The sequence below is a fragment of the Sphingomonas panni genome (assembly GCF_022664435.1).
In the GTDB taxonomy this organism is placed as follows: Bacteria; Pseudomonadota; Alphaproteobacteria; order Sphingomonadales; family Sphingomonadaceae; genus Sphingomonas; species Sphingomonas panni.
Window position 1 is genome coordinate 414585 of record NZ_JAKREU010000003.1, and the last position, 12680, is coordinate 427264.

The following is a 12680-nucleotide window of genomic DNA, read 5'->3' on the forward strand; positions in this document are numbered from 1 at the left end:
TCAGCCCGTGATGGCACCGCGGCGCAGGTCGCGCGCACGGGTCAGGATGATGTCTTCCAGCTTCTGCACGGTCGCGGCAGCAACCGGTGCCTCGACCCACTGGCCGCCCTGGTTCACCTGGCGAATCTGCGCGACGCGCAGCGCATCGGCGCGCAGGTCCTGGTCGAGGATCGTGACCGTCACCTTGGTCCGCTCGGTCGGGATGGCCGGGTTCACATACCAGTCGGTGACGATGACGCCGCCGTTCGAATCGGTCTGCGCCATCGGCATGAACGACAGCGTATCGAGGCTGGCACGCCACAGATAGCTGTTCACACCGATCGTGGTGACCTTCGACGCGGCAAGGTCGCCCGCGATGCGCCCCTTGCCCCCGCTGCACGCGGCCATCGGCAAAGCAAGCGTTGCCAGCAACGCGATCAGCAGCGGGCGGTTCATAGGCGGTTCCTTGACTACAGGCCAATATGGCAGTTCGGCCCGCTTCTATAGGAGGTGGCGCGGACGCGGCAAGCGGGTTGGTGGCAAGGGTCGTGCAGCGGGCGAAATCGGCGGCCCTTCGCCGGGCAAGGCACAGCGGAGGTTCTGGTCAGACAAATATGTGTGTTCGATGCAACACTGTCACGGAAAGCGACCGGGGGCGGTGGATACAGGAAACCGAATCATGATATCGCCATTAGCGGGGAGTGAGGTTTGACATGACGGGTGGCAGGATCTTGGCTGGCATGGGACTGGGGGCGATGATCGCCGCCGGGCTTGGTGCGTCGCCTGCCCTTTTCGCGCAGGAACAGCGCGCCCCGCGTGTCCTGAAGCAGCTCGACATGGGCCGGATGCCGCTGGCGGGCTTCGGATCGTTCACCCCGGCCTCGGCCGATCCGCGACTCGCCGCCGCGCTGTCCCGCACGGCGCTGAACCCGACCGGTTTCCAGTTTACCCCGTCCGAAGGCGCCGTCATCGGCAGCCGCGCGATCAAGGCCGCCGTCCGCAGCGCCACGTTGCAGGCGGAGCGCCCGACCGACCGCGTCGCCGCCGTGACGCCGACGCTTACCCTCAATCCGGTCGCCTACAACCTGGGCGGATCGGTCGGCGGCAAGCGGCTGGCCGCGATCGGCGACCTGACCCGACTCGACCTCGGCACGCAGCCGGGCAGCCGCGATCCGATCGGCATGGGCTATTCGGCGCGCAAGTTCGGCACCCGAACCTCGATTACCGCCGACCATGCGCTGACCGACCCGTCGACCAAGATGGTCGCCGACACCTCGGGCTACTCGCTTGATGGTGGCGGATCGTACAAGCTGACCCGCAACCTCGATGTGACGGCAGGCATGCGCTATCGCACCGACCGCGAACGGATGCTGCGTGTCAGCCCGGATCGCCGCGAGGGCCAGGCGGTTTATGTGGGAACCGCGTTCCGCTTCTGATTTGAGGTACGGGCCGTCTGATGCCCTTTCCCCGGGCGGCGCGAAGTGGATGATCGAGCGCCGGTAGCGGCCTTCCCATCGAAGCGACTGTGCGACCCGTTTGAGCGATGTGGCGGTTTTGCGCTACTGAACGATAGCTTTCCCCAAATCGCTTCGCCCTGACGACCAGATGCAAGCCGAACTTCGTTCCCTTTTCAGCACCGACGTCGACGATCTGCGGTCCTCCGCACCGGGCGACCGCTTCTGCATTACGCTGCACGCACTGATCGGACCGAGCGGCCTGCCGGGCGAGGAGTCGTTCGACTTCGACATTTGCTCACCCTTGTGGCTTACGGCGGAGGTAGAGCGCGACGGCGTGGTATCCGGCCGCTTCCGCCTGTTCATGGCGCAGTTCGATTATGACGCGGTCGAACGATATGTTGCCAACCGGATTGCGCAGGCAACCGGCGCGGACTGGGACGAAGTCGCTACGAAGCTGGCGCGATGGTCACATTGGGAATTCGAAGATTACACAGCGTCGCCACCGGAGCGATAATCACCGGGCCGGTATTGCCAGGGAAGGTGAGATGCGCTGTCCGTTCGCAGCAGTCGGGCGGTCGGCAGAGGCGGTAGTGGGACTTACGATCCCCGGATATCAACCAGCGCCGAACAGGAAGCCGCACCGCATCCTTGGCCTTGCCCCTCAATCATCCTCATCCTCGAACCCCACGAGGTCGAGCGCGCGCGCCTTGATCTGCCGCGTCATGCACCAATGGACCAGCGCGTCCTCGCGGCCATGCGTCACCCATACTTCCCTGGGCGCGATCTCGGTAAGGGTCTGCGTGAGTTCGTCCCAATCGGCGTGGTCGGACAGGATCAGCGGCAGTTCGACCCCGCGCTGCCGGGCGCGGGCGCGGACCGTCATCCAGCCGCTGGCCATCGCGGTGATCGGATCGGGCAGACGCCGCGACCAGCGATCGCCGAGCGCGGATGGTGGCGCGACGATGATCCGCCCCTGCAACTCCGCCTTGGTTGCGCCTGCCACCGGGCGCAACTCGCCCAGATCGACGCCCAGTTCGACATAGAGGTCGCACAGACGCTGCATCGCGCCGTGCAGATAGATCGGATCGTCGAACCCCATCGCCCGCGCCTCGGCGATCACCCGCTGCGCCTTGCCCAGCGCATAGGCACCGACCAGCACACAACGTTGCGGCTCCATCCGGAGCGCCGCCAGCAGCTTGTCGATCTCGTCGCGGGTTTCGGGATGGCGAAAGACCGGCAGGCCGAACGTCGCCTCGGTCACGAACACGTCGCACGGCACCGGCTGAAACGGCGCACAGGTCGGGTCGGGGCGGCGCTTGTAATCGCCCGATACCACCACCCGCTCGCCACCATGGTCCAGCACGATCTGCGCCGATCCCAGCACATGGCCGGCGGGCACGAAGGAAATGTCGTAGTCGCCCATGCGAATGCTCTCGCCATAGGCGACCGGCGCGCCGTTCTGCGGGCCATAGCGCGTCGCCATGATCGCCAGCGTCTCCAGCGTCGCCCAGACCTGCCCGTGCCCACCGCGCGCATGATCGGCATGACCGTGCGTGACCATCGCCCGCGCAACCGGCTCCGACGGATCGATCCAGACGTCGATCGCGGGCAGGTGAATGCCGCTGGGATGCGGGGTGATCCATCGGGCAAGGGCCATGGACGACGACATGGGGCGCAAGCGTGCCGGTGCCAAGGTCGTCGAACGGAGATATCGCCTCAACAGCGACGCGCCGGTCGACGCTGCCGTGGCAGCCGGCGCTTCGTCGTCAGGACAATGCGGTTCCATTCGCCTGGTGCGTGCGCGGCGCGACGGGTCGAGGTGAAGCGAGGCGGGTTTGCAACCGCGCAATAGACTCGATGCGTGAGCGCCCCCCTGCCCCTACGGGCCGCACCAGCCTCTTGCCCTTGCTCCGGGCAATCCCCAAAGCAGTCGCCATGGCACAGGAATCCCCACTCGACCGGTTTCGCGACGTCCTGCGCGGCACGTCGCGCGCGATTGCCGAGGAACCGGAGGTGGAGTTGGGCTTCACCGCCGACGCGCCGGTCGCCTCCGGCAAGCATATCAAGGTGCCGATGCCCGCCCGCGCGCTGCCGGCGGACCAGGTGGCGGAGGCACGCGGGCTGGCCGACGGCTTCGCGCTCAAGATGCGCTACCACGACACCGCGCTCCATGCCCGCGCGGCACCGGGCGACGCGGTGGCGCGCGCGGTGTTCGATGCGGTCGAACAGGCGCGGGTCGATGCGGTCGGCTCGGCGGGCTATGACGGGATCGCCGACAATCTCGACCATGCGCTCGACCTCAGGATGCGGTCCGACCCGATCACGCGCGCGCGGACGCGGGCCGAAGTGCCGCTGTCGACCGCCGTCCAGCTGATGGTGCGCGAGCGGCTGACCGGGCGGATGCCGCCCGCCGCCGCGATTCCCGCAATGGCGCTGATAACCGACTGGATCGAGGAACGCGCCGGCACGCAGCTCGACAGCCTCGCCGCACTGGCAGGCGATCAAGCGGCGTTCGGACGCGGCATCACCCGCATCCTGCAGGACCTCGAACTGGTCGAGGGCGAGGTCGAGCCGGAACAGGCCGACGACGGCGGCGACGATTCGGAAGGGGAAGACGAGGAAACCCCGCAGGACGACGGCGACGACGAAGGCGAACAGCAGGGCGGCGAGGGTCAGGTAGAGGCGCGCGGGGAGGATCGCAGCGACGACCAGGCCGAGGCCCGATCCGACGACCCGTCCGAGGATGTCGATGCCGAGGGCGACGACATGGCCGATGGCGAGGATGAGGGCGGCATGATGCCGGTGCGTCCCAACCGCCCCTTTGCCGACCTGAACGCACAGTTCGACTATCGCGCCTTCACCACCAAGTTCGACGAGGTGATCGCCGCGACCGAGCTGTGCGACGCCGACGAGCTGGAGCGGCTGCGCGCCTATCTCGACCAGCAGCTGGTGCAGTTGCAGGGGGTGGTGACCAAGCTCGCCAACCGGCTGCAGCGCCGGCTGATGGCACAACAGTCGCGCTCCTGGGACTTCGACCAGGAGGAAGGGCTGCTCGACGCCGCGCGGCTGGCGCGGGTTGTCATCAATCCCGCACAGTCGCTCAGCTACAAGATCGAGCGGGATACCGAATTCCGCGACACCGTCGTCACGCTGCTGATCGACAATTCAGGCTCGATGCGCGGCCGCCCGATCGGCATCGCCGCGATCAGCGCCGACATCCTCGCCCGCACGCTCGAACGCGTCGGCGTGAAGGTCGAGATTCTCGGCTTCACCACGCGGGCGTGGAAGGGCGGGCAATCCCGAGAGGCATGGCTCGCCGCCGGTCGCCCGCCCCAGCCCGGCCGCCTCAACGACCTGCGCCACATCGTCTACAAACAGGCCGACGAACCGTGGCGCCGCGCGAAGAAGTCGCTCGGGCTGATGATGCGCGAGGGGCTGCTGAAGGAGAATATCGACGGCGAGGCCTTGCTGTGGGCGCATGGCCGGCTGATCGCGCGTCCCGAAGATCGCAAGGTGCTGATGGTCATCTCGGACGGCGCGCCGGTCGATGATTCCACGCTGTCGGTCAACTCGGGCAGTTATCTGGAGCGGCACCTGCGCCAGGTGATCGCCTATATCGAGGGCAAGTCGCCGGTCGAGCTGGTCGCGATCGGCATCGGCCACGACGTCACCCGCTGGTACAACCGCGCGGTCACGATCATGGATGCCGAGCAACTGGCCGGCACGATGATCGAACAGCTGGCGTCGCTGTTCGACACGCCATGAAGCCGGTCGCCCCGCCGGGCGGCTTTCGCGGGCCGGTGAAGCGGTCGATCACCATCGCCGGCCACGCGACCTCGATCAGTCTCGAACCCGGCTTCTGGGCGGCGCTGGAGGACGCGGCGGCGCGACGGTCGCTGCCGCTGTCGGCGCTGGTCGCGGCGATCGATGCGGTGCGGATCGAAGGAGACGATCCGCCCAATCTGGCGAGTGCGATCCGGTCCTGGTTGCTGGGCGAGGTTGGTGCGCGATAAGTCGTTTTCACGCGAAGGCGCGGAGACGCGAAGAAGAAAAAGAAGGAATGGGTTCGCGCAGAGACGCGGAGGCGCAGAGAGGGTTCGTGCGACGTGAGCGCGCGCGATCGGGAGACGGCATCTTTCGCTGCAACGACGAATGAGGCCGCTATCGCGGAAAAGCTGTCCGCGATCGTAACCACTCTGCGCCTCCGCGTCTCTGCGCGAAATCTACCTTCTTCTTCGCGTCTCCGCGCCTTCGCGTGAAACCGACTCTACTGCTGCTCCGGCAGCACCGGCGACACCGTGACCTCGCCGCGATCCCCGGCCCGATACCCCAAACTCGCCCGTCCCTTCACCGGCCCGGCCACGTCGGCGACCAAGTACAGCGGCCGCCGCTTCGATTCGACATAGAGCCGCCCAAGATATTCGCCTATCATCCCCAGCACGAACATCTGCACCGCGCCCAGGAACACGACGACCAGCATCGTCGACGTCCATCCCTGCACCGCGCTGCCCGAAATCCAACCGACCGCGATATAGGCGAACAGCAGCAGCGACAGCGCGGTCAGCACCAGCCCCATATGGCTGGCCAGGCGCAGCGGCGCGGTGGAAAAGCCGGTGACCGCATCCAACGCGAAGCGGATCATCTTGCCCAGCGGATATTTACTCTCTCCGGCAAGCCGTTCGTCGCGATCATAGGGAAACGGTATTTGCCGGAACCCGACCCACGCCACCATGCCCCGGATGAAGCGCGCCTGTTCGGGCAGCGACAGGAACGCGTCGAGCGCCCGGCGGCTCATCAGCCGGAAATCGCCGGTGTCGAGCGGGATCGGCGTATCGGTCACCCGGTCGAGCACGCGGTAGAAGGCGGCGGCGGTCAGCTTCTTGAAGAAGGTCTCGCCCTCGCGCTTGCGCCGCACCGCATAGACGACATCGGCCCCTTCCGCCTCCATCGCGGCGATCATGTCGCCGAGCAATTCGGGCGGGTCCTGCAGGTCGGCATCGATGATGAGGATGCGTTCACCCGCGCACAGGTCGAGGCCGGCGGTCAGCGCCAGCTGATGCCCGTGGTTGCGCGACAGGTTGATCGCGACCAGCCGGGGATCGGCCGCGGCGAGGCGCTCCATCACCGCCCAGCTCTGGTCGCGCGACCCGTCGTTCACCAGCACGATCTCATGATCGTCGCCGACCACCGCACGCGCCGCCGCCGAAATGCGGGTGTGCAGCACGTCGAGGCACGCGGCCTCGTTATAACAGGGAACGACGATTGATAGCGCGGGACGGATCATGGGCGGTGGCGTTACCCCAAGCCGCGCGACAGGAAAAGCCGGATGGCGCGGATCGCGATGCGACGATAGGATCGGCGAACCCATCCCGGAGACCGCCGATGCGTGCCCTGCTGTCGATCCTCCCTATCCTGCTCGCGACACCGGCCGGTGCGCAGATCTGGGACGGGGGTCGTTCCGCCATGCGCGAAATGCCTGCTGCACCGAGCGCGACCTTCGGCCGCGACCTGAGCGACGCGAACCGTTCGATCCGCGACGGGCGGCGGCGCGGCGACCTCAGCCGCGCCGAAGCCCGCACGCTGCGCGCCGAAAGCGCGATGATCGAACGCCTCGCGCAACAGGCCAGGGCCGGCGGCCCCGCCTGGACCAACACCGCCGCGCTCGACGAACGGGCCCGCGCGTTCGGCGCACAGGTCGCGGCGGCGCGCGCACGGCGACGCTGAACCGCGCTTGAAATGTAGGATTTCCACCGCCAGCGTCCCCGGCCCCAGCAACAGGACAAGGGACGGGCGATGATCGAGGCGGCGGTCGGCGAAGGCGGCGCGAATCGCGCGGGCGACGTGCGCGCGGTGCAGTGGCTGTTGCTGCGCATCGGGATCGAACCGGGCGGGATCGACGGCATCGCCGGGCCGCGCCTGATTGCGGCGATCCGCTTGGCGCAGGACCGGTTCGAGATCGAAACCGACGGCCGCGTCGATCCCGGCGGCGCGACGCTCGCCCGGCTGCGTGCGGCACCGGCGCGCTGGGATGGCGACAGCAGCAACTGGCCGCAGGCACGCAAGCTCGCCAGCCTCCACCCGCGCTTCCGCCCGCGCGTCGTCGCGGTGATGGCCCGGCTGCGCGCCGACCGCTTCCGCCCGGTCCTCGTCTATGGCTGGCGTTCGGTCGACGTGCAGCAGCGGCTGTTCCGCGCCGGCAGCAGCAAGGTGCGCTTCAGCTTCCACAATGCGCAGACGCCCGACGGCCTGCCCGCCGCCTGGGCCGCCGATCTCGTCGACGAACGCTGGTACTGGCGCGAACCCGACGCCCATGTCTTCTTCCGCGCGCTGGGCAAGGCGGCGAAGGCGGAAGGACTGGTCTGGGGCGGCGACTGGAAATTCCGCGACTGGGCGCATGTGCAGGGTCGACCCAATGGCGACCTCGCCGCCGTTCGGCGGGAAAGCCGGGCGTAGCGGCGACCTCTTACCGAAAATTTACGGACCGTATATAATTTGTCGTGCCATGCCGACCATCGTCCCGACCGGCGTGCGATCCGACGACGAGCGGAGCGCACCCGCCGCGCGCCGCCCTGTTGCGGCGCTCGACATGGTCCGCGCCTTCCTGCTGGTCGGTGCTATGGTCGGCAGCGCCGCCGCGCTCGGGCTGATTACCCGCCATGCCTTTTCGGTCGCGTTCTGGCCGGCAAATGCGATTCTCGCCGGAATGATGCTGCGCGCGCCACATCTCTCCCGCTCGGCGGGCTGGGCGGGCGCCGTGACGGGATTCCTTTTGGCCGACCTGATCGGGGGCCAGACCCCGGTACTGAGCGGCTGGTTCGCCGCGGCGAATGTCGCCGGTTCGCTGACCGTCTTCCTGCTGCTGCGACGATTGGGTCCGCGCGACCTCGGCCTGCGGCGGGTGCATTCGGTGCTGCGCATCTCGGTCGGACTTCTGCCGGGCAGCCTCGTCGCGGCCGCGATCGGTGCGGTCATGGTCGTCGTGCAGTTCCACGGGTCGCCGACCCAGACGATCATGACCTGGACCGCCAGCGAGATCGCCAACTACCTGATCTTCCTGCCGGCGATACTGACCGTACGGCCGCCATGGCAACGCGAACGCCGCGCGACGATCGCCGCGACTGCCCGGAAGGCCAAGCCGATATGGCCGATCCTGTTCCTCGCCGCATCCTGCGCGCTGTCGGTCTATTGCGACGGGCCGGGCTGCATGATGTTCCCCATGCCCGCGCTGCTGCTCTGCGCATTGACCTATTCGGTGTCGACCGCCGCGCTCATCACCATGGTGCTGGGCAGCGGCTATATGGTGGCCATCGGGCTGGGGATGGTCGATATCGGACAGGATATGGCGATCCCGCGCATGGTCGTTTCGATACGGATCGCGGTCGCGTTCCTAGCACTGGTCCCGCTGACGATCAGCAGCGCGATGGCGGTGCGCGACGATCTGATGGCGCAATTGCAGCGGGCGGCCGACCATGACGGGCTGACCGGGCTGCTCAACCGCCGGGCGTTCGAACACCGGCTGCACCAGCGACTCGACCGGGGTGCAGGTGCCGAAGGGCTGGCGCTCCTCTGGCTCGACCTCGACCATTTCAAGGCGATCAACGACCGCTACGGCCATCCGGCGGGCGATGCGGTGCTGCGCGCCGTGGCAGCGACGATCGACGCCAGCTGCCGCCCCGAGGACCTGTCGGCACGGCTGGGCGGCGAGGAATTCGCGCTGGCCGTGGTCACGAGCGACGCGACGGCCAGCGCGGTCGTCGCCGAACGCTTGCGCGAGGCCATCGCGGCCCTGGTCGTCGACTGGCACGGCACCGCGATCCGCGCGACCGCCAGCATCGGCGCGTTCCACCTCGATCGCCGGCCGGTCGACCCGCCGGCACTGCTGCGCGGGCTGGACGAGGCGCTGTACCGCGCCAAACATGGCGGGCGGAACCGCATCGAATGGCTCGATGCCTCCAATCTAGCGCGGCAGGCGGCCTAGCCTTTCCAATGCCCAGTCCGCCGCCTCGGCGACCACCGGATCGGGATCGGCGCAGGCCGCACGCACCGGGGGGATCAGCGCCGCATCGCCGCTGTTACCGGCCGCGATCAGCGCGTTGCGCACCATCCGGTTGCGCCCGATCCGCTTGATCGGCGACCCGCGAAACACCTCGCGAAACGCCGCATCGTCCAGCGCGATCAGGTCGGCGAGGCGCGGCGCCGCCAGTTCCGCCCGCCCGGCAAACGCCCGGTTCGCCGCTGCCGCCTCGGCGAACTTGTTCCACGGACACACCGCCAGGCAGTCGTCACAGCCATAGATGCGGTTGCCGATCCCTTCGCGAAGGTCATGCGGGATGGGTCCTGCATGTTCGATCGTCAGGTACGAGACGCACCGCCGCGCATCCAACCGGTACGGAGCGGGAAAGGCGTCGGTCGGACAAACCCGCTGGCATGCATCGCACGACCCGCAGCTGTCGCGCCCCGGCCGGTCGGGCGTTAGGTCGAGCGTGGTATAGATCGCGCCGAGGAACAGCCAGCTGCCATGGTCGCGGCTGACCAGATTGGTGTGCTTGCCCTGCCACCCCAGCCCCGCCGCTTCGCTGAGCGGCTTTTCCATCACCGGCGCGGTATCGACGAATACCTTGAGATCACAGCCCGATTCCTGCGCCAGCCAGCGGCCGAGCGCTTTCAGCGCCTTCTTGACCACGTCATGATAATCGCCGCCCTGCGCATAGACCGAGATGCGCCCCCGGTCACCGACCCCGGCCAGCGCCAGCGGATCGCCGCCGGGCGCATAGCTCATCCCGAGCGCGATGACCGAACGCACCTCGCTCCACAATCCGGCGGGCGATCCGCGCTGCTCGCTACGCTCCTCCATCCAGATCATCGATCCGTGCCGCCCCTCGTCCAGCCATTGGCGCAGCCGCTCTGCGGTGCGCGGCGCGGCGTCGGCGCGGGCGATACCGCATGCGACGAAGCCGCATTCGGCCGCCTTGGCACGAATCCGCGCGACAATATCGGTCGGGATGGCCTTGTCTTGGATCACTTCCCCCCGCTACGCTTTTCATAGCGCACGCTAAAGAGCGTCGTTGGGGGGATATGGTGTTGCGCGACGATCATCTGGCCCGGAATGCCCCGGCGCTGCACGCGACCGGGCTGGTCAAGCGGTTCGGTGACCGCCGCGTGGTCGACGGCATCGACCTGTCGGTGCCGACCGGCGCGGTGTACGGCGTGCTCGGCCCCAATGGCGCGGGTAAGACGACGACGCTGCGCATGTTGCTCGGCATCATCGAACCGGACGAAGGGTCGCGCAGCCTGCTCGGCCATGCCTCCCCGCGCGACGCATCGGACCGGGTCGGCTATCTGCCCGAGGAACGCGGCCTTTATCCCGGCATGAAGGCGCGCGAGGCGATCGCCTTCATGGGCGCGCTGCGCGGCCTCGACTGGAAGGTCGGGCGCAGGCGCGCGGCGGAGATGCTGGAGCAAGCCGGTCTCGGCCATGCGATCGACAGCAAGATTCGCAAACTGTCCAAGGGCATGGCGCAGTTCGTGCAGCTGCTGGGCAGCGTCGTCCACCGCCCCGACTTCCTCGTTCTGGACGAACCCTTTTCCGGCCTCGATCCGGTCAACCAGGAACGGCTGGAGGCGCTGATCCGCGCCGAGCGCGACCGGGGGGCGACCATCCTGTTCTCCACCCACGTCATGGCCCATGCCGAACGGCTATGTGACCGGCTGTGCGTCATCGCGGGCGGGCGTCGCCGGTTCGAAGGGACGGTGGACGATGCCCGCGCGCTGTTGCCGATGAAGGCGCATTACGTGCCGCACCATCCCGCGCCCGGCATTGCGGCGCTGCTGCCCGCCGATGCGCAGGAGGATCGCGGCGGCTGGCGCTTCACGCTGCCGGCGGACGGGATAGAGGGGACATTGGTGCGGCTGATCGACGCGGGCTACGGCATTTCGGGGCTGTCGATCGAACGGCCGGGGCTGCACGACGCGTTCGTCCGCATCGTCGGCGACGCCGCGCGGGGGGATGCGGCATGAGCACGCCCCGCAAGCTGATCCGCCAGACGCTGACCATCGCGCGGCGCGACTTCACCGCGACGGTGATGACGCCGATGTTCCTGCTGTTCCTGCTCGCCCCGCTGCTGTTCATCGGCTTCGGCCTGATGGGCAGCCTAGGCGCGATGACCGTGGGTCAGGGCGCGGAGGGCAGGGAAAAAATCTACGCCATCGCCACGCCCGACGATGCCGCGCGGTTGCGGGCCGCCGATGCGCGGCTGCGTCCCGCCTTGTCCCCCGAACGCGGCCTGCCGCCGCTCGCGACCGTCGCCCCCGCCGCCGATCCCGCGGCACAGGCGCGCGCGCTGCTGTCCGATCCCGATATCGACGTGCCCTCGGTCCTGTACGGTCCGCTCGACCGACCGCAGCTGATCCATGCCAACCCTGCCTCGACCACCGTCAAATATCTGGCGGCACTGGCCGAACAGGCCGAACGCGACCGGCGCGCGGGGCTGGACGGCGCGCCCCTGTCGCGACCGACCTTCACCCGGGTCGAACGCGACAGCACGTCGCTGGGCGGCAAGAGCGCGGCGGGCACCTTCGCCGTCGTCACCCTGTTCGTCGTCACGCTGATGCTGGCGGGACAGGCGGTCGGCACCATGGCGGAGGAACGCTCAAACAAGGTAATCGAGGTGCTGGCCGCCGCCGTGCCGCTCGAATCGGTGTTCTTGGGCAAGCTGATCGGCATGTTCGGCGTGGCGATCCTGTTCCTCGCCTTCTGGGCGGCGGTCGGGGCCAATATCGGCGCGCTGCTGCCGCCGGACTTCGCCGAGGGGCTGTCGGGCATCGCGCCCGCCATCGGTTTCCCGGGGTTCGTGATGCTCTACATCCTCTATTTCACGCTTGCCTATATGCTGCTCGGATCGGTGTTCCTGACCGTCGGCGCGCAGGCATCGACCCCGCGCGAAATCCAGATGCTGTCGCTGCCGATCACCATCTTCCAGATGGCAATGTTCGGCTTCGCCCTTGCCGCGATCGGTCGCCCCGACAGCTGGGTCGCGACGGCGGCCGAACTGTTCCCTTTCAGCTCCCCCTTCGCCATGGCTGGCCGCGCCGCGACCAGCGCCGCGATCTGGCCGCATGTCGCGGCGCTCGCCTGGCAACTGCTCTGGGTCGCGATCACGATCGGCCTCGGCGCACGGCTGTTCCGACGTGGCGTGCTGCAATCGGCGGGGCCGAAGTGGAAATGGTTCAAGCGGGGTTGAGCCA

The 12680-nt window shown here is 68.2% G+C and carries 14 protein-coding genes; 10 read left to right on the forward strand and 4 right to left on the reverse strand.

What is annotated here, in order from left to right; genetic code table 11:
* Entirely contained in the window at nt 1-435 is a 435-nt protein-coding gene (locus MF609_RS08880; protein ID WP_242415941.1) for a DUF3576 domain-containing protein, read from the reverse strand.
* Between the two features lie 284 nt (nt 436-719).
* Between MF609_RS08880 and MF609_RS08885 the strand changes: the two genes are divergently transcribed.
* Entirely contained in the window at nt 720-1415 is a 696-nt protein-coding gene (locus MF609_RS08885; RefSeq protein WP_242415942.1) for a hypothetical protein, read from the forward strand.
* 169 nt (nt 1416-1584) lie between these two features.
* Nucleotides 1585-1950 (forward strand): immunity 8 family protein, encoded by a 366-nt coding sequence (locus MF609_RS08890; protein WP_242415943.1) that lies wholly within the window; start codon nt 1585-1587, stop codon nt 1948-1950.
* Nucleotides 1951-2097: 147 nt separating this feature from the next.
* Here the strand turns inward: MF609_RS08890 and MF609_RS08895 are convergent, their stop codons facing one another.
* Nucleotides 2098-3093, reverse strand: coding sequence for a ligase-associated DNA damage response exonuclease (locus MF609_RS08895; protein WP_242415944.1), 996 nt, complete (start codon nt 3091-3093; stop codon nt 2098-2100).
* On the opposite strand from MF609_RS08895, the gene MF609_RS08900 reads away from it, so the two are divergent.
* From MF609_RS08900 to MF609_RS08910, 3 genes are all read left to right on the forward strand, one after another.
* The gene (locus MF609_RS08900) at nt 3092-3259 is read left to right on the forward strand and encodes a hypothetical protein (RefSeq protein WP_242415945.1); all 168 of its coding nucleotides are present in this window, start codon (nt 3092-3094) and stop codon (nt 3257-3259) included. The genes MF609_RS08895 and MF609_RS08900 overlap by 2 nt on opposite strands.
* Nucleotides 3260-3371: 112 nt before the next feature.
* Complete coding sequence (cobT, locus tag MF609_RS08905; RefSeq protein ID WP_242415946.1) at nt 3372-5201, forward strand: cobaltochelatase subunit CobT; 1830 nt, start codon at nt 3372-3374, stop codon at nt 5199-5201.
* Nucleotides 5198-5449 carry a ribbon-helix-helix domain-containing protein gene (locus MF609_RS08910; RefSeq protein WP_242415947.1) on the forward strand — a complete coding sequence of 84 codons (252 nt, stop codon included), beginning with the start codon at nt 5198-5200 and terminating at the stop codon, nt 5447-5449. Before cobT ends, MF609_RS08910 begins: the two co-directional genes overlap by 4 nt.
* Before the next feature lie 254 nt (nt 5450-5703).
* Here the strand turns inward: MF609_RS08910 and MF609_RS08915 are convergent, their stop codons facing one another.
* On the reverse strand, nt 5704-6720 hold the full coding sequence (locus MF609_RS08915; protein WP_242415948.1) for a glycosyltransferase family 2 protein: 1017 nt from the start codon (nt 6718-6720) through the stop codon (nt 5704-5706).
* Nucleotides 6721-6818: 98 nt separating this feature from the next.
* Here MF609_RS08915 and MF609_RS08920 point away from each other — a divergent pair, with 98 nt between their 5' ends.
* The 3 genes from MF609_RS08920 (at nt 6819) to MF609_RS08930 (ending at nt 9414) form a co-directional block, all read left to right on the forward strand.
* Nucleotides 6819-7160: a hypothetical protein gene (locus MF609_RS08920; RefSeq protein WP_242415949.1), complete on the forward strand. Its 342-nt coding sequence runs from the start codon at nt 6819-6821 to the stop codon at nt 7158-7160.
* 69 nt (nt 7161-7229) lie between these two features.
* Nucleotides 7230-7889: a peptidoglycan-binding protein gene (locus MF609_RS08925; RefSeq protein ID WP_242415950.1), complete on the forward strand. Its 660-nt coding sequence runs from the start codon at nt 7230-7232 to the stop codon at nt 7887-7889.
* A 49-nt stretch (nt 7890-7938) separates the two neighbouring features.
* Nucleotides 7939-9414, forward strand: coding sequence for a GGDEF domain-containing protein (locus tag MF609_RS08930; RefSeq protein ID WP_242415951.1), 1476 nt, complete (start codon nt 7939-7941; stop codon nt 9412-9414).
* Here MF609_RS08930 and queG read toward each other — a convergent pair.
* Nucleotides 9394-10458 (reverse strand): tRNA epoxyqueuosine(34) reductase QueG, encoded by a 1065-nt coding sequence (gene queG, locus MF609_RS08935; RefSeq protein WP_242415952.1) that lies wholly within the window; start codon nt 10456-10458, stop codon nt 9394-9396. The two genes, MF609_RS08930 and queG, sit on opposite strands and share 21 nt — an antisense overlap.
* Nucleotides 10459-10517: 59 nt before the next feature.
* On the opposite strand from queG, the gene MF609_RS08940 reads away from it, so the two are divergent.
* Entirely contained in the window at nt 10518-11453 is a 936-nt protein-coding gene (locus MF609_RS08940; RefSeq protein WP_242415953.1) for an ABC transporter ATP-binding protein, read from the forward strand.
* On the forward strand, nt 11450-12676 hold the full coding sequence (locus tag MF609_RS08945; protein ID WP_242415954.1) for an ABC transporter permease: 1227 nt from the start codon (nt 11450-11452) through the stop codon (nt 12674-12676). Before MF609_RS08940 ends, MF609_RS08945 begins: the two co-directional genes overlap by 4 nt.
* The last annotated feature ends 4 nt before the right edge of the window (nt 12677-12680 follow it).